Source organism: Myxococcus sp. CA023 (genome assembly GCF_010998615.1).
Taxonomy (GTDB): Bacteria; Myxococcota; Myxococcia; order Myxococcales; family Myxococcaceae; genus Myxococcus.
Window position 1 is genome coordinate 113,289 of the sequence record NZ_JAAEAH010000005.1, and the last position, 21,374, is coordinate 134,662.

Below are 21,374 nucleotides of genomic sequence, written 5' to 3' on the forward strand. Positions count from 1 at the left end.
GCGCGGTGCGGCCGTCTACTGCGGAGTCCTCAGGTGCGTGTTGCCTCCCGGGAGCTGGAAATGATGGAACGTGACAGTGGCGCTCACGTCCAGTGCGCGCACCCAGTGCCACCACCCCACGGGCAGGAAGAGCAGCTCGCCCGGCTCCACCACGCCCTCCAGGACGGTGGCCTCGCCGTAGAGCGGGAAGCGCGCCGCGTCCGGGCTCGCCGCGTCCACGGAGCTGAAGGTGCCATGGCGCGGGTAGACGAGGTGGCGCTGGAAGGACGGCACCAGCCGCACGTGCTTGCGGCCCATCACCTGGCCCAGCAGCACGTTCATGTTGTCGTGGTGGAGCGGGGTGACGGTGCCCGGCGGTCCCAGCAGCAGCGTCGTCATGTCGGGACGCAGCTCCGGGTCGATGATGCCGGCGGGCGCGCGGATGTCCTCGCGCAGCCGGGCCAGTCCGTCGCGCTTCCAGTTCTCGTTGCGCGGCACCATGTAGAAGTCGTTCGTCTCGCCGCCCGTCTCCACCCGCTGGACGTAGTCGCGCAGCTTCACCACCTGGCGGTGTTTGTCGGGCTGCGAGGCATGGTCCGGGTTGGTGTCGCGCCCGGACATGATTTCCACCTCCACGTCCCCGAAGCGCTCCCGGAAGTCCGCGAGCGACCAGCGGCGCATCGCCGGCCAGTCCTCCATGAAGCCCTGCAGCACCACCGGCCGGTGACCGAAGTAGTAGCGGGTGAAGAACTCCTCCGGGCTCACCCCGCGGCGCTTCTCCAGCGTCACCGCGCCGGACTGGCGGTGCAGCTCCGCGTAGAGGTCCGCCATCGCCTCCAGCCACTCGTAGCGCCGGCCAATCCGCCGCGCCGCCACCATGTAGGGGTGCGCCTGTGCCGCGGCGATCTCCCGCTGCGCCAGCGAAGCCTCCACGCCCGCATCCACAAGCACCCGCTGCGCGTCCTCCGCGCTCACGCCCAGGGCGAGGTTCTCCGCCAGCCAGGTGTGCCACTCCAATGCCAGGCGCGAATCTTCCCTGCTCATTCAGAACTCCGTGAATTCCATGTCGCGAGTTGCCCCGTCAGATGCACGGGGTTGGCGCGTGTCATGATAAGGACTGTACGTGTTGCCGTATCATCCATGTCTAGCTTTCAGACCATCCCCATCGCGAGGTGCGAGCGCTCATGACGCCCGTCGAATCCCTTATGGCCGGTAGCTTGGATTCCGAGTCCGGTGAAGCCCATGTCAAGAACACCTACGTCAACTGCGACACGGCCAGCGTCGCCCCGCGCAAGCGGCTCCCGCTGCCGCCGCCAGCAGTTCCTCCCCTGGCCGGGCCGGAGCATCCGAGCGCCAGCCAGGCCCGCTGATCTCCAGGCCCGGGCGGGGTTTTTCACCCTCCCGGGCATTTTTCTGTCCGGGTCCTTCTTTTTTTCTTCTCAAGGATTGGACCGCTGCGCGTCTTTGACTGGGTAACGCGCAGGCGCGCATGTGAGTGGGGCTGCATGTCCAACCTCTTCAACCGGGAACGGAGGCGCTTCGAAGCGTTCATCCGTCAACATCGGCCCAGCCTTCTGGGGCTGGCCCGCCGGTTGTGTGCCCGCTCCAGCCTGGAGCCGGAGGACCTCGTCCAGGAGACCTTCGAGCGGGCGATGCCGGAGTTCGAGCATCTGAAGGACCGGGCGGACTCCGCGGCGGCTGCGTGGCTGTGTACGACGATGACGAACCGCTTCCTGGACTATTGCCGCCGCCAGCGGACGGAGTCCCGGGGGATGCCACATCTGGCGCTGGTCCAGGATTTGGCGGTGTCACCGGAGGAGACCCAGGAGAACTGGGCGCTGGTGAGCACCGACGCCTTCCAGAAGGCCATCGAGCGGCTGAAGCCGCACCTGCGTGACGCCTACCGCCTGCACGCGGAGGGCAAGCGCTACAACGCCATCGCCGAGCATTTCAATGTTCCCGTGGGCACCGTGGGCAGCTGGCTCACCCTGGCCCGTAGGGATTTGAAGGAACTGCTGCTGCCCCAGGTGGCGGTAGCCCGGGAGCAGGGGGCCACGAGCTCATGACGACGCCATGCACCAATCTGCACCTCTTCGTGGACGGAGAGCTGTCCGCTCCCGACGCGGAGGTCTTCCGCCAGCACCTGGGACGCTGTCCTGAATGCGAGGCGGGGCTGAGGGATTTGCTCCAGTTGGAGCTGTTGGCCTCCCGCGCCCTGGGCGGCGCCAGCGTCGCCGAGCCGCTGCCCGCGAAGGTGACGCCGCTGCGGCCGTGGATGCAGCGGGTGTCCCGCACGGTGGTGCCGGTGGCGTTGGCGGCGGGGCTGGCGGCGGTGGGCGTGTTCCGTCTCCAGGCGCAGCCGGAGGCCCCCACCGACGTGTGGCTGGCGGGCGCGGACGTGCGGACCTTGGAGGCGCGGCTCAGCCACCCGATGGCGGACCGCTTTCTGCCCTACGAGCCGATGCGCGGCACGTCCGGTGCCGCGAACCCGCTGCCGCTGCGTCCCCTGGCGGAGCTGGAGGAGCAGCAGGACTTCCGGGGCATCGCCGCCGCCTATGCGCTGCGCGGGGATTGGCAGCAGGCGGAATCCTTCCTGGCGCGGGCACCGGCCTCGGCGGACCGGGACAATGACCGCGCGGTGGTGGCCCTCAGCGGGCAGCGGTGGGAGGAGGCGCTGAACCTGCTCGGCGGCGCGCTGCGCCAGGAGCCGCGGCATGCGCAGGCGCTGTGGAACCGGGGGCTGGCGCTGCGGGGACTGGGCCTGCTGAAGCAGGCGGAGGCGTCGTTCCGCGACGTCGCGTCGCTGCCAGGCCAGGCGGCGGGCTGGAAGGTGGCCGCGGAGAAGCGCGCGGACGAGATGCGTGCGCTGCGTGACGCGGAGGCCGCGCGGTGGCAGCGCCTAGTGCGGGAGACGTGGACGCAGCTCACCGAGAAGACGGCGGATGCGGCGTACCTGGTGCGGCAGCAGCCCGCGGTGACGCGTGCGGCCCTCTATGAGGCGGTGCGTACGGCCACTTCGGCGGACGCGGTGGCCTCACTGTTGCCACTCGCCGCGGCGTTGGACCAGTTGGGTGAAGGCACGGTGCTCCAGGACTACGTCCGGGATGCGGCCTCCCGCGACTTCAAGGTGCGTGCGCCGCTGGCGGAGGACTATGCGCGGCTGGTGAAGGGGGCGCTGGTTCCCGGTCTGCTGGAGCGACTGCGCGTCTCCCAGGAGACGGACCTGTACGTCGGCGCGCTGCTCCACACGGGCGAGGCCGCCCGGGACGCGGAGTCGCTCAAGGCCCTGCAGCGCTACGCCCATGGCTCCAGGGACCCGTGGCTCAACCTGCTGGCCGAGCGTGAGCGGGCTCGGAGCGAGGAGGCGTCCGGCCGCGCGGCCAACGCCGAGCACCTGCTGCTCGCCACGCTCCGCACGTGTGGTGCGTACAACACGCTCTTCCCGTGCGCTGAAATCAACTGAGCGCTCGCTTCGGATGACGTCGCGCGGAGGCCGGCCTGTGACAGGGCCGGCCTCTTGCTTTTGTGGGCTTCGTGCAGGCGCGTGTCTGGGATCGGGCGAACGCGAGACTCGCGAAGGACGCCCCTGGCGTGTCGTGGCAGGCTCTGGCGGTTGGTTTCTTCCGCCCAGGAGTCGGCCGCCATGCCCCTGTCACCCCCTCGGAACATGAAGGACTATGAGGCCACCCGCCGGGACTTTCGCTGGGAGCGGCCCGAGCACTTCAACTTCGCGGCCGACGTCATCGACCGGCACGCCGCCGAGCGCCCGGAGGCGCTGGCCCTGCTGTGGTCCGACGAAGCCGGGCAGGAGCGGCGCTTCACGTGGGAGGACTTGCGGCGGCGCTCGCTGCACGCGTCCCGCTTCCTGACGGAGCAGGGGCTTCGCCGGGGGGACCGGGTCTTCATCATGATGCCGCGTGTGCCGGAGTGGTGGTTCCTGGTGCTGGGCTGCATTCGCGCGGGCATCGTCTTCATGCCGGGCACGCCCATGCTCACGCCGAAGGACATCCGTTACCGGTTGGAGGTGGCGGAGGCCCAGGCGGTGATTGCGGACGTGAGCTGCCAGGAGCGCTTCGACGGCCTGGTGGGGAGGGCGGGCAAGGTCCGCACCTGGGTGTCGGTGGGCGAGGGCGCGCCGTCTCCGTGGGTGCGCTACGTGTCCGGCGTCGCGGAGGCGGATGCGGGCGCGGCCTTCGAGCCCACGCGCGCGGATGCGCCGCTGCTCATCTATTTCACGTCCGGTACCACGGGCATGCCGAAGATGGTGCTGCACACGCAGGCCAGCTACGGGCAGGGGCACGTGATTACCGGCCGCTACTGGCTGGACCTGACGCCGGAGGACCGGCACCTGACGCTCAGCGACACCGGCTGGGCCAAGTGCGCGTGGGGCAAGCTCTTCGGCCCGTGGAGCCAGGGCGCGTGCAACGTCGTCTATGACTTCCGTGGCCGCTTCGAACCCACGAAGCTGCTGAAGGTGCTGGAGACGCAGAAGGTCACCACCTTCTGCGCGCCGCCTACCGCGTGGCGGGCGCTGGTGCTCCAGGACTTGAAGGCCTTCGACGTGTCCTCGCTGCGCCACACGGTGAGCGCGGGCGAGCCGCTCAATCCGGAAGTCATCGACAGGTGGAAGGACGCTACCGGGCTGCACATCCATGAGGGATACGGGCAGACGGAGACGGTGATGATTGTGGGCACGTTCCCCTCCATGGCGCCGCGCGTGGGGTCCATGGGCAAGCCGTCCCCGGGCTTCACGGTGAACGTCATCGACGACCAGGGGCAGGAGGTGGCGGACGGGCAGGAGGGGGACATCGCGGTGCGCGTGGCGCCCGAGCGGCCCGTGGGGTTGTTCCAGGGCTATCTCGGGGACGACGCGGCCAACGCGGCGTGCCGGCGTGGTGACTGGTACGTGACGGGAGACCGGGCCGTGCGCGACGCGGACGGCTACTTCTGGTTCGTGGGACGCGCGGATGACGTCATCAAGACGTCGGGCTACCGCGTGGGGCCCTTCGAGGTGGAGTCCGCGCTGCTGGAGCACGACGCGGTGGCGGAGTCGGCCGTCATCGGTGTGCCGGACGAGAAGATTGGTCAGCGGGTGAAGGCCTTCGTGGTGCTGGCGCCGGGGCATACGGCATCCCCGGCGCTCGCGCAGGCGTTGCAGGAACACGTGAAGCGGACGACGGCGCCCTACAAGTACCCGCGCGAAATCGAGTTCGTCACCGAGCTGCCCAAGACGGTGAGCGGGAAGATTCGCCGTGCGGAGCTGCGCGCCACGCGGACGTAGCGGGCGCGTCGTCAGGCTTCGAAGAGGACGGGGAAGCCCAGGAGCGCGCTGCCTTCCTGGGTGAACCAACCCTCCGCCACGGCGGCGTGCTGGGTGAGGGTGTGGATGTCGCGGAAACGGCGCTGGAGCGATGCGCCATCGCGCACGGACGTGGCGCCGCCCGCGTGGTAGCAGGCCGTCACGACCTCGGCGGCTGTCTCCACGGCCCACGTCAGGGTGGAGGACACCTGCGGCGCGAGGGCGAAGGCCTTCATCGGGGACTGCTGGCAGGCGTCCCAGAACACCTCGGCCATGCGGCGGAGGGCATCGTGCGCGGCGCGGGCGCCCGTCTCCGCGCGGCCCAGCCGGTTGCGGAACACAGGGGAGTCCACGAGCGAGGTGCGCGCATACAGCCGGCGCTTGCCCGAGCGGGCCAGGGTGAGCAGGTCGTCCACCGCGCCCTGGGCGATGCCCACCGCCACCGCGCCGATGTGCATGGCGTAGTGCAGCACTGGAACCACGAAGTTGGCGCCCGGCACGGAGGGCTGGCCGGTGAAGATGTCGAAGGTGCGTTGCTGGGGGACGAAGGCGTCGATGGCGATGTCGTGGCTGCCGGTGCCGCGCAGGCCGAGCACGTCCCAGTGCTCGATGATGCGGACCTCGCTGGCGGGGAGCAGCATGGCGCGCGTCTCGGGCAGGCCCTCGGCGGGGCCAGCGCGGGGCTTGCCGTCTGGGCCAAGGACGACACAGTTGCCGAACAGCCATTCACTCTGGCGGCAGCCGGTGGCGAAGTTCCAGTGGCCGGTGACGCGGTAGCCGCCGTCCACCTGCACGGCCTTGCCCTGGGCATTGAAGGCGCCGCCCACGGTGGCATTGGGCCCGGCGGCGTAGACGGCATCGAACTCCTCGCGGAGGAGGAGGGCGAAGAGTTGGGGGCTCTCCGAGGCAATCATCATCGTCCAGGCGGTGGAGGCGTCCGCGCGGGCCAGCTCGGAGAGGACGTCCAGCCCGGTGACGAGATTCAGCTCCAGCCCGCCATGGCTGCGAGGGACAAGCATCCGGTAGACGCCGATGTCCTTCAGCGTGGCGATGACGTCCAGGGGGAGCTGCCGTGCCTGCTCAATCTCCCCGCTGCGAGCGGAGAGGGCAGGGGCCAACTCACGTACCGCATGCAGCAGGTTCGCTCCGGCATCCAGCGTCATGGGTCGAGGCTCCGGAAAGAGAGCTTCAAAGATGCCTGATGCTGGATGTCTGTGAAAGGTGCAGTGCGCTAATGGTTTCAAGTCCTGCGCGCCAGGGCATTCGATGAGCAGGAATTGCTGTGTCCGCGGCCCGGGCGTCCTGGTGAACGCCCGGGTCAAGCAGGCCCCGTGCTACTTGCCCCACTCCGTGTGGACGAAGCCCGCTTCCGGTCTGTCCTTGCGCTGATACGTGTGCGCGCCGAAGGCGTCACGCTGTGCCTGGGTGAGGTTCTGCGGCAGCTCCGCGGTGCGGTAGCTGTCCAGGTACGCCAGCGAGGAGCTGAACACCGGAACGGGGATGCCCACGCGCGTGGCTACGCCCACCGCCTGCCGCCACGCGGGGGCCATGCGCTCCAGCACCGGCGCGAAGGCGTCGGACACCATCAGGTTGGGCAGCGTCGGCTGCTGCTGGAAGGCCTCACGCAGCGGCGTGAGCAGCTTCGCGCGGATGATGCAGCCACCCCGCCAGATGCGCGCCAGTTCCGCCGGGTTGATGTTCCACTGATACTCCTGGGACGCCGCCTGGATGAGCAGCATGCCCTGCGCATACGTCACCACACGCGCCGCGTAGAGCGCGTCATGCGTCCACGCCGCCAGCTGCGCCCGTTCCTCCTTGCTGAGCTGCCCCACCGGGCCGTTCAGCTTCGGCGCGGCTGCCACGCGTTCGTCCTTCATGGAGGACAGGATGCGCGCGTCCAGTGACGCGGCGATGGAGGGAATCGGGACGCCCAAATCCAGCGCCACCTGCACCGTCCACTTGCCGGTGCCCTTCTGGCCCGCCTTGTCCAACACCAGGTCCACCAGCGGCTTGCCCGTCTCCGGGTCCTTCTGGCGCAGCACCTTGATGGTGGTCTCCAGCAGGAACGAGCCGGCGATGCCATGGTCCCACTGGGACAGCAGGTCCGCCAACGCGTCCGCGTCCAGCCCGAGCCCGCGGCGCAGCACGTCGTATGTCTCCGCGAGCAACTGCATGTCCGCGTACTCGATGCCGTTGTGCACCATCTTCACGAAGTGCCCGGCGCCGTCCGCCCCCACGTAGGTGACACACGGCCCCATGTCCGTCTTCGCGGCGATGGCTTCGAACACCGGACGCACCAACTCGTACGCCGAGGGAGCACCGCCCGGCATGATGGAGGGGCCGTTGCGCGCGCCCTCCTCGCCGCCGGACACGCCGACGCCCAGGAAGTGGACGCCCTTGGCCTTGCACTGCTCCTCGCGGCGGCGCGTGTCCAGGAACCACGAGTTGCCGGCGTCCATGATGACGTCGCCTTCCGCCATCAGCGGCAGCAGGCGCTCCAGCATGGAGTCCACCGCCGCGCCCGCCGTCACCATCAGCAGCACCTTGCGCGGGCGCTCCAGCCGCTGAACGAAGGCCTCCAGCGACTCGGTGCCCCAGACCTCGGGGTGTCCGTGCTTGCGGTGCATCTCATCGATGCGCTCCGCATGCCTGTCCCACACGGCCACCCGGAAGCCGTGGTCCGCGATGTTGAGGGCGAGGCTCGCCCCCATGACGCCCATTCCCGCCACGCCGAACTGCGCGCCCGCTGCCTCACTCATCGTTGGTTCCTCCTGGAAGGTTTGCGACTGGGAGCCCTCACCGCCCGGCGGCGGCGGGGTCCAGCATCCACTCCGAATTCGTCACCCGGGCGGCGGGGAGGCTCAGGTCCCCCGCCAGCGCCCGGCGCACCGTGTCCTGCTTGCCCGCCCCCGATACGAGGGTCAGCACGTGCCGCGCGGACCGCAACACCGGCAGCGTCAACGTCATCCGCCAGGGCGGCGGCTTGGGTCCCACCACCGCCAGGACGCGCTGCTCGGATTCCTCCAGCGCGGGGTGGCCGGGGAAGAGGCTGGCCGTGTGTCCGTCCTCTCCCATGCCCAGCAGCACCACGTCCAGGGTAGCAGGCAGCTTCGCCGCGTAGTCCTTCGCGGCGGCGTCCCGGTCCTCGCGCTCACCCTCCATGCGGAACACCTGCGACGGTGACAGCCGAAGAGGACGCAGCAGCGTGTCCTCCACCATCCGGTAGTTGCTGTCCGCGTGGTCGGGCGGCACGAAGCGCTCGTCCACGAAGTAGACGTCCACGCGCTCCCAGGGAAGCACCTGCGCCGCCAGCGCCCGGTACGCGGGCCCCGGCGTGCTGCCGCCCGACAGGGCCAGGCTGACGCGCCGCTGGGTGGCGAGCGTGTCCTGGAGCGCCCGCGCCATCCACACCGCGGCTTCCCGGGGCAGGGACTCTGTGGGCACGATGTGCGTGCGTGCGGCGCTCACAGGCTGGTCCACCGGCGGCCATCCCGGGCCAGCAGCGCGGCCGCGGCATCCGGGCCCGCGCTTCCACCGGGGTAGCCGTGCGCCGGTCCGCCCTCGCCGGACTCCAGGGCTTGGAGGATGGGCGTCACGAAGGTCCACGCCTGCTCCACGCTGTCCTGCCGCGCGTAGAGGGTGGCGTTGCCGCGCATGCAGTCCAGCAGCAGGCGCTCATAGGCCTCGGGGACCGGCCGCTGGAAGGTCTCCTGGTAGTTGAAGTCCATGGTGACGCCCGCGATGTTGACATCCTCGCCAGGCACCTTGGATTCGAAGGAGAGCGCGATGCCTTCCTGGGGCTGGATGCGCAGCGTGAGCACGTTGGGCTGCAGCCGCTGGCAGGTGGCGCCTTCCCCGGAGAAGAGGCTGATGGGCACCGATTTGAAGTGGATGGACACCTCCGTCACGCGCCGCTTCAGCTTCTTGCCCGCGCGCAGATAGAAGGGAACGCCCGCCCAGCGCCAGTTGTCGATGTTCATCTTCATGGCGACGTAGGTCGGCGTGCGCGAGCCGGCCTTCACGCCCTTCTCCTGGAGGTAGCCCTCGTACTGGCCTGCCACCACCGCGCGGGACACCTCGCGGCCCTCCAGCGGGCGCAGCGCGCGGATGACCTTGTTCTTCTCGTCGCGGATGTCCTCGGCGCCGAAGGACACCGGCGGCTCCATTGCGCACAGCGCGAGCACCTGGAGCAGGTGGTTCTGCACCATGTCCCGGATGACGCCCGTCTCGTCGTAGAAGCCGCCACGCCCCTCCACGCCCAGCGTCTCCGCCGCGGTGATTTCCACGTGGTCGATGTTCTGCCGGTTCCACAGCGGCTCGAAGATGGCGTTGGCGAAGCGGAAGACGAGGATGTTCTGGACGGTCTCCTTGCCCAGGTAGTGGTCGATGCGGAAGAGCTGCCGCTCGTCCAGCACCGCCGCCAGCTCGCGGTTGAGCGCGCGGGCGCTCTCCAAATCGTGGCCGAAGGGCTTCTCGATGATGAGCCGCTGCCACGGGCGCTGGTCGGCCTGTTCCTGGCGCTTCAGCAGCCCCGACTCCGACAGGCCGTGGAGGATTTGGGGGAAGGTGGAGGCCGGGGTGGCCAGGTAATAGAACTGGTTGCCCTGGGTGCCGAACTTCTGGGCGACCCGGTCGAGCTCCTCGCGCAGGCGCACGAAGGACTTCGGGTCGTCATAGCCGCCAGAGATGAGCTCCAGGCGCGGGGCGAAGTCCTTCCAGACGGCCTCGTCCAGGGGCTGGGTGCGGGCGAACTTCAGCAGGGACGCCTTCACCTGCTCGCGGAAGGCCTCGCTGTCTCCTTCGGAGCGGCTGAAGGCGACGACGGCGAAGTTCTTCGGCAGCAGGTGGTCTCGCGCCAACTCGAAGAGGGCCGGGAACAGCTTGCGCTGGGCCAGGTCTCCGGTGGCGCCGAACAACACCAGCGCGCACGGGTCGGGCCGCCGGGCGCGAACCAGCGGGTCTCCTTCTCGGGGATGGGTCTCGATGTGCAGGCCCTGATGCGCGTCCATTCGCTGCCTCCCTCCGGGTTGGGTCCGGCGGGAACCTTACGCCTTCCGAGTAGCCACCGGGCAAGTGGGAGTGCGGGCAATGACGCCGGTCTGACGTTGCGGAGCGTGCCTGCTCCGCGCCCTTCAAGGCAGGCAGAGCAACTGGTACCGCTGGGTGTCGTGCTGCTTCACTTCGCGCAGGTCGACACGGCACGCCTGTTCAATGTCCCCGAAAGGCGACACCCGACCCCACAGACGGCGCAGGTGGCTCTGCTTCGCCTTGAAGTCGTCGGGGGACACGTAGGCGCGGATGTTCTTGTAGTGACCTTCCAGCACCTCGCAGACGCGGCGAGGGTCGGCTCGCGCATACTCACCCCGTCCGTGGACCTCGATGTAGAGGATGGGCTTGTCCGGACGTTCGAGCGTGGCCCGCATGCCGTCCAGCACGTCCAGCTCGAAGCCCTCCACGTCGACCTTCACGAAGTCCACGTGTGACAGGCCTTGCTTCTGGACGAAGCCGTCCACGGTGACGACCGGGACGGTGATGCCCTCCGCGCCCTCTTCGGGAACGTGTCCGTTGAGGCCCGTGGCGAAGGTGATGACGCCTTCCTGCGAGCCCACCGCCGCCTGGATGGCCTGGCAGTTGCGCAGGTGGTTGTTCCGGAAGTTGGCGTCCAGCTCCGCGTAGTTCTCCGGCTCGGGCTCGAAGCTGAAGAGCTGTCCCAGCGGGCCGATGCGGCTGCGCAGGTACATGGACAGGTAGCCGATGTTGGCCCCCACGTCGAAGGCCACCATGCCCGGCCGCAGATGGGGGGCGATGAGCGGGAGGTCCGACAGGAAGTCGTTGCCCTGCAGGTACAGCAGCATGTGCGTCGTGCTGCGGTGGGCCTTCAATGTCAGGTCATAGCCGAACAGCCTGCGCTGGACCTCGAGCGGCTGCTGACCGTTCAGCTCCAGCAGCAGCCGCGCCGTGCGCAGCTGGCTGAAGGGGACGAACGTGTGGGCGAGTTGGGCGGCTCGGAGCGCAGGGTCGATAGGACGCATGGGGGCGCTCCCGTCTTTATGGCAGCGGCAGGTCCACGGGCAAGGAACGGCGGATTGCCCTTGGGGGCAGTTCCCATGGCGCCCTCCAGGCCGGCTGTCTGGGTGGGAGGGGAGCGGCCGTGGGAAGGAAGGCCTGTCAGGAGAGGGGCATGGGATGGGCCCGAAGGTGGTATGCCTGGGGCCTCGCCATGAAGTACGCCGTTACGCTCTGGTTCTGGGTCGTCTTCCTGCTCACCGCCCCGGTGCTGTTCACCCTGGGCGCGCTGCTGCTCGTCGTCACGTACCCGTTCGACCGGGACCGGCGGCTCTTGCACTCACTGGTCTGTCGTTGGTGCTACGGCCTGTGGCTGCACGCGTCCCCGGGCTGGCGCACGCGAATCGAAGGCCGTGAGCTCATTCCTCCTGGGCCCTGTGTGATGGTGGTCAACCACCAGTCCGCGGCGGACATCCTCGCTGTCATGGGCCTGTTCCATCCCTACAAGTTCGTGGCGAAGGCGTCGCTGTTCTCGCTGCCGCTGGTGGGGTGGATGATGACGCTGCTGGCCTACGTGCCCATCGTCCGGGGCTCGTCCACCGCCATGAACCAGCTCCTGGACCCGTGCCGGCGCTGGCTCCGCCGTGGCATGCCGGTGCTCATCTTCCCGGAGGGGACGTACTCCAAGGGCGGGCAGTTGCTGCCCTTCAAGCGGGGTGCCTTCCAACTCGCGCTGGAGGAGCATGTGCCGGTGGTGCCCGTGGTGGTGGAAGGCACGCCAGGGCTGCTGGACGGAGACGGCCCCTGGATGAGTCCCACCGCCTCCATCCGCGTGCGCGTGCTTCCCGCGCTGCCGCCGGAGTCCTTCGGTCCGGACTCACAGGAGTTGGCCACGCAGGTTCGCACGCTGTTCGAGCAGACGTTGGCGAAGACGGGCTGAGTGTCCCCGCGCACGCGCCTGTCCACGGTCAGGCCCACCCTGGTGCAAAACAATGGGGGGGCGGAAACACTGACACAACCCAATACAGGATGGGGGCGCCCTCGCGAACGTCTCAGGCGTGCTGAGGGGCACATTGCGCGGGGGAGGGCAGCGCGAGTGCGCTATCCTCAACATACATGCGCTCTACTTTGATGTTACTTGGGTTGTTAGGGCTGTCTTCGCCCGCATGGGCCGCGGTGCCCTCCGGCTTCGTGGAGACGCCCTTCACCTCCAATACCCTCACGCAGGCCACGGGGATGGCATGGGCGCCGGACGGTTCAGGCCGCCTGTTCATCACCCTCAAGACGGGCGAAATCCGGGTGGTGTCGCTGAAGGACGGCCAGCCTGAAACACAGTCGGGGAACAGCACGCTGGTGACGCAGGTGTTCGCGACGGAGGAGGACGTCTACACCGGCAGCGAGTGCGGCCTCATCGGTATCGCGTTCGACCCGAACTACGTGGTCAACCGCTACGTCTATTTTTTCGTCACCGTCTCCGCGTCGGAGCAGCAGATTGTCCGCTACACGGATGCGGACGGGACGGGCACGGCGCGCACCGTCGTCGTCAGTCGGCTGCCCACGCGGGGCGCGAACCATGGCGGCGGCGCCATTGGCTTCGGCCCGGACGGAAAGCTGTACTGGGCCATTGGCGACCTGGGCAACGGCACGGGCGTGAATGCGGACCTGACATCGATGGCGGCCAAGGTGAGCCGCTCGAACCCGGATGGCACGCCCGACAGCGACAACCCCTTCAACGACGGCGTGGGGCCCAACAACGAGTACATCTGGGCGCGCGGCCTCCGCAATCCCTTCACCTTCACCTTCCAGCCCACCACGGGCCGGTTGTGGGTGAACAGCGTGGGCACCAACTACGAGCAGGTCTTCGTTGTCACCCGCCGAAGCCATGCCGGCTACAGCGACTACGAGAACAACCAACCCAGCACCAGCGACTTCATCACTCCCGTCGTCAAATACAGAACCAACGGTTCCGACACCCGCAGCCTCGCCGCGGGCGGCGCCGTACGCAGCAGCGGAGTGGCCACCTTCACCACAGCCGGGAACCATGGCTTCCGCAAGGGTGAGCGGCTCACGCTCAGCGGTGTGGAGGATGCGAGCTTCAATGGCCTGTTGCTGGTGGCCAGCATTCCTTCCCTCACGACCTTCACCGTGGCGCAGCCTTCGCTGCCAGACGCGGCGAGCAGCGGGGGAACGGCCACGACGCAGGAACTCGGTGGCTCCATCACCGGTGGCGCCTTCTACGACGCGACCCTGTTCGACGAGACGTACCAGGACAACTTCTTCTTCGGGGACTTCAACACCGGTCAGCTGACGCGAGTCACTCTGGAAGAGGACAACTCGGTGGCTACGGTGGATGAGTGGGCCACCGGCTTCACCTCGCAGGTGGACATGTCGGTGGGCCCGGACGGCGCGCTCTACACCATCGGCGTGTCGGGCGGCGTCCTGAGGCGCATCACGCCCGAGACGCCGGGACAGAAACTGGTGGTGTCCGGGCTGCAGCCGCGCGTCGAGGAGGGCGGACGCGCTGCCTTCACCGTGCGCCTGGCCGAAGCGCCGGCCTCCGATGTCTCCGTGCAGGTATCCCGCGCGCTGGGCGGCTCCGAGGACCTGAGCATCGTCAGCGGCGCGGCGCTCACCTTCACGGCGTCCAACTGGAACGTGCCCCAGGTGGTGACGCTCACCGCGGCGGTGGACGAGGACAAGACGCCGGATGTCGCCACCTTCATGGTGGTGGCGGACGGGCTGCAGGAGGTGGCGGTGGTGGCTACCACCATCGACAACGACTCGCCGCGCCTGGTGCTGACCGCGTCGCAGGTGACGGTCGCGGAGGGCGGGACGGCGGCCTTCGGCGTGTCGCTCTCGGAGCGGCCCAAGCGCAATGTCACGGTGACCGTGGCACGCACCCGCGGGGACGAGGACATCACCGTCCAGTCCGGGGCGACGCTGACCTTCACCACCTCCGACTGGAATACGCCCAAGGACGTCACCCTGGCCGCCGCGGCGGACGCGGACACCGAGGACGCCACGGCCATCATCACCGTGGCCGCCCCGGGCGTGGACGCGCGTGAGGTGGAGGCCTTCGAGCAGGACACGACCCTCATTCCACCCGTCATCCTCTCCGAGCCGGTGACCCGAGCGGTGGTGGGCACTCCGTACCGGTATGCGGTGCAGGCGACGGCCCGGCCCGCGCCCACGTATGTGCTGGTGAGCACGGTGCCGGGCATGAGCATCGATGCCGCCACCGGCGTCGTTACCTGGGAGCCCACCGAGACGGGCACGGTGGAGGTCTCCGTGCGCGTGAGCAACGGCGCCGCGCCGGACGCCGTGCAGGACTTCACCATCACGGTGAGCCCGGACGCGCCGCCCACCGCCATCCTCACGCGTCCCGAGGACGGTGAGCACGTGTCCGGCGCTACGGCGGAGTTCTACGGCGACTGCCAGGATGACGTGGGCTGCACGCACGCGGAGTTCTACGTGGACGACGTGCTGCGCTACACCGACGAGCGGACCGAAAGCCCCTACTCCTACGGCGGCGAGCCCAGCCGCTGGGACACCACGGGCCTGACGCCGGGCTGGCACCGCGTCCGCTTCGTCGTGGTGGACTCAACGGGGCAGCAGGGCTCCGCCGAGGCGATGGTGTGCGTGGGCGATGTCCCCTGTGTGTCGCCGCCGTCGGACGCGGGGACGGACGCTGGAACCGATGCGGGCACGGACGCCGGAACCGACGTGGGCCCCGAGCGTCCGCCTCCCAACGAGCCGGGCGGCTGCAATTGCAACGCGATGCCGCTGGCGCCGTTGGCCTGGAGCTCGCTTGCGTGGCTCGTGCTCCAGCGGAGGCGGTCGCGTCGCCACTGAGCGCGTCTAGCCGCTCTCGCGCGCGGCCCTGCTAGGCCACCTCGTGCAGGGCATCGCTGAGCAGAAGCGCTGGAGTCACCATGGACTCCAGCGCTTCGACGCTGTCGGGCATGCCGAGCTTCACCGCCTGGCGCCGCTCGTCCTCGAGGGTGAAGTTCCCGAAGTGGCGGCAAAGCACCATGCGCGGATGCCGCACGCGCGGGCCCCGCAGCGTGTCAGCAGGGTCTCCAGCCTCAGGACTGGGTGCCTTCCTGTCCGGTGCCCTCCGACCGCCACTGGGTATGGCCGCGCGTGCCCTGCACGGCGTCGGCCAGCTCACGCACGGGCGTCAGCAAGCCGTACAACTCGATGGGGGTGCATGGGACTTCGTCTATCACCTCCGCCGACAGGACGCCGTTCTCGATGGAGAAGGCCTCGAAGGCGCGGGCCAGGTTCAGCAGGGGGCGCCGCATGCCCGCGCTGAGGAGGATGGCGCGGGCCTGAGGGGTGACGTTCTTCAGGTCCAGCACGGCGTCGAGGCCGGCATCGCCAATTTGCTCGTCCTGTACGCCGAACAGCTTGAGGAACTTGTCGCCCAGCCCTTCGGGCCGGATGACCACCTCGCGCGGAAAGTCGTCGCCGAGCTCGTGCCGGACGATGGTGGCGATGCGGTACGCCTTCTCCTGGTGGCGGTACTCGGTCTCCAGGGTGAGCGGACGCCCGGCGTAGCTGCCCTCCATCTTCAAGGTCCCCGCGGAGTACATGAACCTGCCGGGCGTCGGCATGAAGGACCAGCCACGGGTGGTCGCGAAGTCCTGCCAGGCCTGGATTTGCTGCTTCCAGCGGCGCCAGCGGAAGAAGCCAACGATGCTCGAGACGCCGATGCCCGCCCCGAGGATGCCGGCGAAGATGCCAATTTGTAGCCCGGTCATTCCCGCGAGCATCTCTGCTCGGAGCGTATTGGCCAACCCCCTCCGTGCGTGAGGGCCTCCAGAGGGGACGTGGTGGGACGTCTTCTCCAGAACGGCCAGCAATTACAGGAACTTGCGCACATGTCAGAGGGAGGGAGTAAGGGAGCAGGCGCCCGCCGCTTGGAGCGAGCAGTCCCTCTGTTGGAGGCTGCCCGCTGGCCAAAGCGCCACGGGAAAGAGGGAGGGTGGACGCCTGATGCGCCTGCTGCACACGTCGGACTGGCACCTGGGACACACGCTGTACGACGTCTCGCGGGATGCGGAGCACGCCGCCTTCCTGGACTGGCTGCTGGAGACCCTGGAGGCGCAGGCCGTGGATGCGCTGCTGGTGGCTGGGGACATCTTCGACACGGCGAACCCCAGCGCGGAGGCGCAGGCGGCCTGGTACCAGTTCGTCGCGAAGGCGCGGCGGCGGATGCCCCGGCTGGACGTGGTGGTGATTGGCGGCAACCACGACTCCGCGGCGCGGCTGGACGCGCCGGACCCGCTGTTCGCGGCGCTGGGCGTGCACGTGGTGGGCGGACTGCCGCGGGCCCGAGACGCCACGGACCAGGAGCGGCTGCTGGTGCCGCTGCACGACGCGAAGGGACGGGTGGGTGCGTGGGTGGCGGCGGTGCCGTACCTGCGTCCCGCGGACTTGCCGCCCGTGCCCGGAGACATGGGAGACCGGCTGGTGGAGGGCGTGCGCGCGGTGTACGCGGAGGTGCTGGCCGCGGCGCGGCGCAGGCGTCAGGCGGGACAGGCGCTGGTGGCCATGGGGCATTGCTACATGACGGGCACGGAGCTGTCCGCGTTGAGCGAGCGGAAGATTCTCGGCGGCAACCAGCATGCGCTGCCCGTGGACCTGTTCCCGGAGGACGTGGCCTACGCGGCGCTGGGGCATCTGCACAAGGCCCAGCGGGTGGGCGGACGCGAGGGGGTGCGTTACAGCGGCTCGCCGTTGCCCCTGTCGCTGTCGGAGGCGGGCTACCGGCATCAGGTGCTGCTGGTGGAGCTGGAAGGCGACGCGCTGCGCGAGGTGCAATCCCTGCCCGTGCCCCGGACCACGGACATGGTGCGCGTGCCTTCGCGGGACGCGGCGCCCCTGGACGCCGTGCTGACGCAGCTGGAGGGCTTGCCGGCGCACGACGCGGACACGCTGGAGTGGCGGCGGCCCTACCTGGAGGTGTGCGTGTCGTTGCCCCGGCCGGAGCCCGCGCTGCGGCAGAAGGTGGAGAAGGTGCTGGAGGGGAAGGCGGCGCGGCTGGTGAAGCTGACGCCCGCCTATACCGGGACGGGAGGCGCGCTGGCGGAGGTGCAGCCGGGCCTCTCCCTGAAGGAACGCACGCCCGAGGATGTCTTCCGCGCGCGTTACGCCCGTGACTTCGAGGAGCCACCCGCACTGGCGTTGCTGGAGGCCTTCCATACGTTGCTGACCGACGTGCAGGAGGAGTCGCCGTGAAGGTGCTCGCGATTCGCGGTTCCAACCTGACGAGCTTCGCGGGGGACTTCGCGCTGGAGCTGGACCAGCCGCCGTTGGACCGGCTGGGCCTGTTCGCGATTACCGGAGCAACGGGCGCGGGCAAGAGCACGTTGCTGGATGCCCTGTGTTTGGCGCTGTTCGACCGCACGCCCCGGCTGGGGGGACGCGGCGGCGCGCCGGTGGGCCGCGCGGACGAGGATGAGGACGCGCGACTGTCCGCCTACGACGTGCGCGGCATGCTGCGCCGGGGCGCGGGCGAGGGCTATGCGGAGGTGGACTTCCTGGGCAAGGACGGGCGGCGCTACCGGGCGCGCTGGTCCGTGTGGCGCGCGCGCAACCGCGCCGAGGGGCGCTTCCGGCCCCAGGAAATGCAGTTGATGGACGTGGTCACCGGGCAGCTCACGGGCCGCACCAAGGGCGAGGTGCTGGCCGCCATCCAGGAGCGGCTGGGGTTGTCGTTCGACCAGTTCCGTCGCTCGGCGCTGCTGGCGCAGGGCGAGTTCGCGGCCTTCCTCAAGGCGGATGCCAGCGAGCGCGCGGAGCTGCTGGAGCGGATGACGGGCACGGAGGTGTACAGCCGCTTGTCCATGGCCGCGCATGAGAAGAACAAGGCGGAGCAGGAGTCGCTGGCGAAGCGGGCACAGGGATTGGCGGCGATTGCCCTGATGCCAGAGGCGGAGCGCGCGGCGGCGGCGGCGGCGCTCGGTGAGGAGTCCCGGGCGCGTCAGACGGTGGAGGCGCTGCTCAAGGACGCGGAGGGCGCGGCGGCGTGGCATGTCGCGCGGGCGGGGCTGCGGGAGGCGGAGCAGGCGGCGGAGGCGAAGGCGCAGGCGGCCAGGACGGCCCTGGAGGAAGCGGCGCCGCGCGCGGCACGGATGGAGGCGGTCCGCGAGGCGGAGGCCTTCCGGGGGCCGGTGGCGGCGGCGGAGGCTGCGGAGCGCCGGTGGGCGGAGGCGGAGGCGGCGCAGGTGGCGCGGGCGTCGGAGGTGGAGGCGGCGCTGTCGGAGGTCTCGGCGCGGCGGGTGGGGCAACTGGAGGCGGAGACCGCGCGCGCCGCAGCGCAGGAGCGGGAGGTGGCGACACGTCCCGCGCTGGAGGAGGCGGCGCGACTGGATGCGCGGCTGGAAGGTGTCTCCCGGGAGGCGCGTGAGGCGCGGGCGCGGGCTGAGAAGTCCCAGGCGGCGCTGTCGGAGGCGAAGGCGGAGCTGGATGCCGTGCTCGTGCGCGAGGCCGAGGCACGAGACAAGGGGGAGGCCGCGAGGCACTGGCTGACGGAGAAGGCGCACTGGGTCGCGCTCACGAGCGAGTGGCCGCGCTGGCATCGCGAGCTGGAACGCTACGAGGGGGCGCAGGGCGAGCGGCGCAAGGCTCGTGAGGAATCCGGACGGCTGCTCGGTGAGGTGGAGGGACTGCGCGAGACGGTGGGGCTTCGGCGGGGGGAGCGGGATGCCGCGGTTCGTGCGGAGGAGATGGCCCTGGCCGCGGCGACGCATGCCGAGACGGCCGTGGGGGCGGAGACGGGCGCGCAGCGGCGGGCGCAGCGTGAACGCCTGTTGGCGCGGCAGGAGGCCGTGCGGGGCTTGAAGACTGCTCACGAGGGTCTCGCCGCGGATGAGGCCGAGGCTCGTGAGGCGGACACGGAGGTGAAGGCGGCGAAGGCGGAGGTCGAGGCCGCGACGGCGGACGCGCGCGCGGCGGAGACTCGGCGGACGCAGGGGGAAGCCGCGCTCAAGGAGGCGCAGCGCTCGCTGTCGCTGGCGCAGGCGACGCAGGGCTATGCGTCCCACCGTACATTGCTGAAGGACGGTGAGGCGTGCCCGTTGTGTGGCGCGGAAGAGCACCCCTACGCGCGCGAGGTGTCCGCGCTGGATGGGCTGGTCGCGGAAGCAGCTTCGCGTGTGGAGACGCTGGAGACGGAGCGGACCGCGGCCACCCAGGCGGAGGTGGCGGCGAGCGCTCGGCGCGCGGCGGCGAATGCACGCGCCGGACAGGCGGAGGCGCGCAGACAGTCCGCGGAGGCTCGCGCGGAGGCGCACGGCGAGGCCTGGCGGAAGGGGTGTGACTCGTGGCTGGAGTCCATTCGGGGAGAGGGGGCGGAAGTGTCCACCCTCGCCACCTCCGTGACGGAGCCCGATTCAGGCACGTCGTCGCCACCGGCCGTGGGGGGCTCGCCCGAGGCGGGCGCGTGGCTCGGCGCGGCGCGTGCCGAGGTCGCGGAGCGACTGGCGGCGCTGAAGGCCGACGAGCAGGCCGCCGAGTCATTGGCCCGCACCGCGCGCGAGGCCCGCGCGGCGCTGGAGACGCAGCGCACTCGGCGCGAGGTGGCGGCGGAGTCGCTGCGCCGCGCGGAGGAGGCGCTGTCGCGCGCGGAGTCGGTGCTCAAGGACGTCCATGCCCGGCTTGAGACGGCAGAGCAGACGTTGCGGCAGGTGCTCGCGGAGGTGGCCCCCGTCTTCACCGCGGACGTGGGCTGGGACCGGAAGCTGGAGGAGGACCCGGCCAGCTTCCGCCGCAAGTGTGGCGAGCGGGTGGTGATGTGGAAGGGGAAGGAGGAGGCCCGCCTGAAGGCGGAGGAGCGCGAGGCCGAGGAGCAGCGTCATCGTGCCCGGGCGCAGGGACTGGTGGAGGTGAGCACCCGCCATGCCGAGGAGCATCACGCCTTCGCCGTGCGCAAGGAGGAGGAGCGCGGCGAGCTGACCCGCGCACGCGCGGCCCTGCTGTACGGCCGTCCCACGGCGGAGGTCCGCGCTGAGCTCCAGGCACGACTGGAGGCCACGGAGTCGGCCTTCGAGCAGGCACGTGAGCGCGCCGAAGCGGCGCGTCAGGCGGCGCAGGTCGCCACCGCGCGTGCCGAGGATGCCGTGCGCGCCAGGACGGAGGCGCTGGCCCTGCGTGAGTCGGAAGGCGCCGCGCTGACAACGCTGCTCGCCACGCGTGGGACCACGCTGGAGGCCGTGCGGACGCTGCTGGCATTCGACGCGGCCTGGCGCGAAGCAGAGGCTCGCGCACTGTCGGCCCTGCGCGAGGCGCTCGCCCAGACTACCGCCGTGCTGGCGGAGCGAAGCGAGCGTCGCGCGCGGCACGAGGACTCCGGTCCTCCGTCGCTCTCCGAGCAGGACGCGGGCGCCGAATGTGAGCGGCTGCGCGCGGAGGTCGAGGCCCGTCGTCATGCGGAGGCCGCGCTGCACGCGCGCCTGGAGGCCGACGACACGGCGCGGGCGCGGCACGGCTCCGAGGCCGCGGCCCTGGAGGAGGGCCGCCGCGCGGCGGAGGTGTGGAAGGTGCTGGGCGACCTCATTGGCTCGCACGACGGCAAGCGCTTCAAGGTCTTCGCCCAGAGCCTCACGCTGGACGCCTTGCTGCTGCACGCCAACGCGCACCTGCGGGAACTCGCGCGGCGCTACCGGCTGATGCGCGTGCCCGGACACGACCTGGACCTTCAAGTCGTGGACGGGGACATGGGCGACGAGGTCCGCAGCGTGGCCAGCCTGTCCGGCGGTGAGAGCTTCCTGGTGTCCCTGGCGCTCGCGTTGGGGCTGGCGTCCCTTTCGTCGGAGACGACGCAAGTGGAGACGCTCTTCATCGACGAGGGCTTCGGCACGCTGGACCCGGAGACGCTGGAGGTGGCCCTGGCCACGCTGGACGCGCTCCAGGCCACGGGCCGGCAGGTGGGCATCATCTCGCACGTCAGCGGCATGGCGGAGCGCATCGGAGTGCAGGTGCGCGTGGTGAAGCAGGGCGGCGGGCGCAGCCGGCTGGTGGTGGAGGGAGACCCGGGCATGGTGCCTCCTTCCGTGGGACAGCAGGAGGTGGCGTAGCGGACCCT

At 70.1% G+C, this 21,374-nt stretch carries 16 protein-coding genes; 8 read left to right on the top strand and 8 right to left on the bottom strand.

The window, feature by feature from the left end:
* Positions 1-15: 15 nt before the first annotated feature.
* Entirely contained in the window at positions 16-1,023 is a 1,008-nt protein-coding gene (locus F8M74_RS03060) for a cupin-like domain-containing protein (RefSeq protein ID WP_141252842.1), read from the bottom strand.
* A 161-nt stretch (positions 1,024-1,184) separates the two neighbouring features.
* Between F8M74_RS03060 and F8M74_RS03065 the strand changes: the two genes are divergently transcribed.
* The 4 genes from F8M74_RS03065 (at position 1,185) to F8M74_RS03080 (ending at position 5,260) form a co-directional block, all read left to right on the top strand.
* Positions 1,185-1,349, top strand: a complete 165-nt coding sequence (locus F8M74_RS03065) for a hypothetical protein (protein ID WP_163884316.1) — start codon at positions 1,185-1,187, stop codon at positions 1,347-1,349.
* 135 nt (positions 1,350-1,484) lie between these two features.
* Entirely contained in the window at positions 1,485-2,045 is a 561-nt protein-coding gene (locus F8M74_RS03070; protein ID WP_141252843.1) for an RNA polymerase sigma factor, read from the top strand.
* Positions 2,042-3,442 (top strand): zf-HC2 domain-containing protein, encoded by a 1,401-nt coding sequence (locus tag F8M74_RS03075; RefSeq protein ID WP_141252844.1) that lies wholly within the window; start codon positions 2,042-2,044, stop codon positions 3,440-3,442. The genes F8M74_RS03070 and F8M74_RS03075 overlap by 4 nt, the downstream gene beginning before the upstream one ends.
* A gap of 180 nt (positions 3,443-3,622) precedes the next feature.
* Positions 3,623-5,260 carry an acyl-CoA synthetase gene (locus F8M74_RS03080; RefSeq protein WP_171410127.1) on the top strand — a complete coding sequence of 546 codons (1,638 nt, stop codon included), beginning with the start codon at positions 3,623-3,625 and terminating at the stop codon, positions 5,258-5,260.
* A gap of 11 nt (positions 5,261-5,271) precedes the next feature.
* Here F8M74_RS03080 and F8M74_RS03085 read toward each other — a convergent pair whose 3' ends face one another.
* The 5 genes from F8M74_RS03085 to F8M74_RS03105 form a co-directional block, all read right to left on the bottom strand.
* Positions 5,272-6,441 carry an acyl-CoA dehydrogenase family protein gene (locus F8M74_RS03085; protein ID WP_141252845.1) on the bottom strand — a complete coding sequence of 390 codons (1,170 nt, stop codon included), beginning with the start codon at positions 6,439-6,441 and terminating at the stop codon, positions 5,272-5,274.
* 171 nt (positions 6,442-6,612) lie between these two features.
* Positions 6,613-8,037: an NADP-dependent phosphogluconate dehydrogenase gene (gene gndA / locus F8M74_RS03090; RefSeq protein ID WP_141252846.1), complete on the bottom strand. Its 1,425-nt coding sequence runs from the start codon at positions 8,035-8,037 to the stop codon at positions 6,613-6,615.
* A 37-nt stretch (positions 8,038-8,074) separates the two neighbouring features.
* The gene (gene pgl, locus F8M74_RS03095) at positions 8,075-8,746 is read right to left on the bottom strand and encodes a 6-phosphogluconolactonase (protein WP_141252847.1); all 672 of its coding nucleotides are present in this window, start codon (positions 8,744-8,746) and stop codon (positions 8,075-8,077) included.
* Positions 8,743-10,287 (bottom strand): glucose-6-phosphate dehydrogenase, encoded by a 1,545-nt coding sequence (gene zwf, locus F8M74_RS03100; protein WP_141252848.1) that lies wholly within the window; start codon positions 10,285-10,287, stop codon positions 8,743-8,745. Before zwf ends, pgl begins: the two co-directional genes overlap by 4 nt.
* A gap of 123 nt (positions 10,288-10,410) precedes the next feature.
* Positions 10,411-11,310 (bottom strand): FkbM family methyltransferase, encoded by a 900-nt coding sequence (locus tag F8M74_RS03105; RefSeq protein ID WP_141252849.1) that lies wholly within the window; start codon positions 11,308-11,310, stop codon positions 10,411-10,413.
* A gap of 188 nt (positions 11,311-11,498) precedes the next feature.
* On the opposite strand from F8M74_RS03105, the gene F8M74_RS03110 reads away from it, so the two are divergent.
* Positions 11,499-12,224, top strand: coding sequence for a 1-acyl-sn-glycerol-3-phosphate acyltransferase (locus tag F8M74_RS03110; protein ID WP_141252850.1), 726 nt, complete (start codon positions 11,499-11,501; stop codon positions 12,222-12,224).
* Positions 12,225-12,400: 176 nt separating this feature from the next.
* The gene (locus tag F8M74_RS03115; RefSeq protein WP_141252851.1) at positions 12,401-15,136 is read left to right on the top strand and encodes a PQQ-dependent sugar dehydrogenase; all 2,736 of its coding nucleotides are present in this window, start codon (positions 12,401-12,403) and stop codon (positions 15,134-15,136) included.
* Between the two features lie 31 nt (positions 15,137-15,167).
* Here the strand turns inward: F8M74_RS03115 and F8M74_RS03120 are convergent, their stop codons facing one another.
* Together F8M74_RS03120 and F8M74_RS03125 are read right to left on the bottom strand one after the other, a co-directional pair.
* Positions 15,168-15,317 (bottom strand): hypothetical protein, encoded by a 150-nt coding sequence (locus tag F8M74_RS03120; protein WP_153881030.1) that lies wholly within the window; start codon positions 15,315-15,317, stop codon positions 15,168-15,170.
* 52 nt (positions 15,318-15,369) lie between these two features.
* Entirely contained in the window at positions 15,370-16,047 is a 678-nt protein-coding gene (locus F8M74_RS03125) for a hypothetical protein (RefSeq protein WP_228559155.1), read from the bottom strand.
* A gap of 235 nt (positions 16,048-16,282) precedes the next feature.
* Here F8M74_RS03125 and F8M74_RS03130 point away from each other — a divergent pair, with 235 nt between their 5' ends.
* A complete protein-coding gene (locus tag F8M74_RS03130) occupies positions 16,283-17,527 on the top strand; it encodes an exonuclease SbcCD subunit D C-terminal domain-containing protein (protein ID WP_141252853.1) in 1,245 nt (414 codons plus the stop codon).
* Positions 17,524-21,366: an AAA family ATPase gene (locus tag F8M74_RS38390; RefSeq protein ID WP_141252854.1), complete on the top strand. Its 3,843-nt coding sequence runs from the start codon at positions 17,524-17,526 to the stop codon at positions 21,364-21,366. Before F8M74_RS03130 ends, F8M74_RS38390 begins: the two co-directional genes overlap by 4 nt.
* The last annotated feature ends 8 nt before the right edge of the window (positions 21,367-21,374 follow it).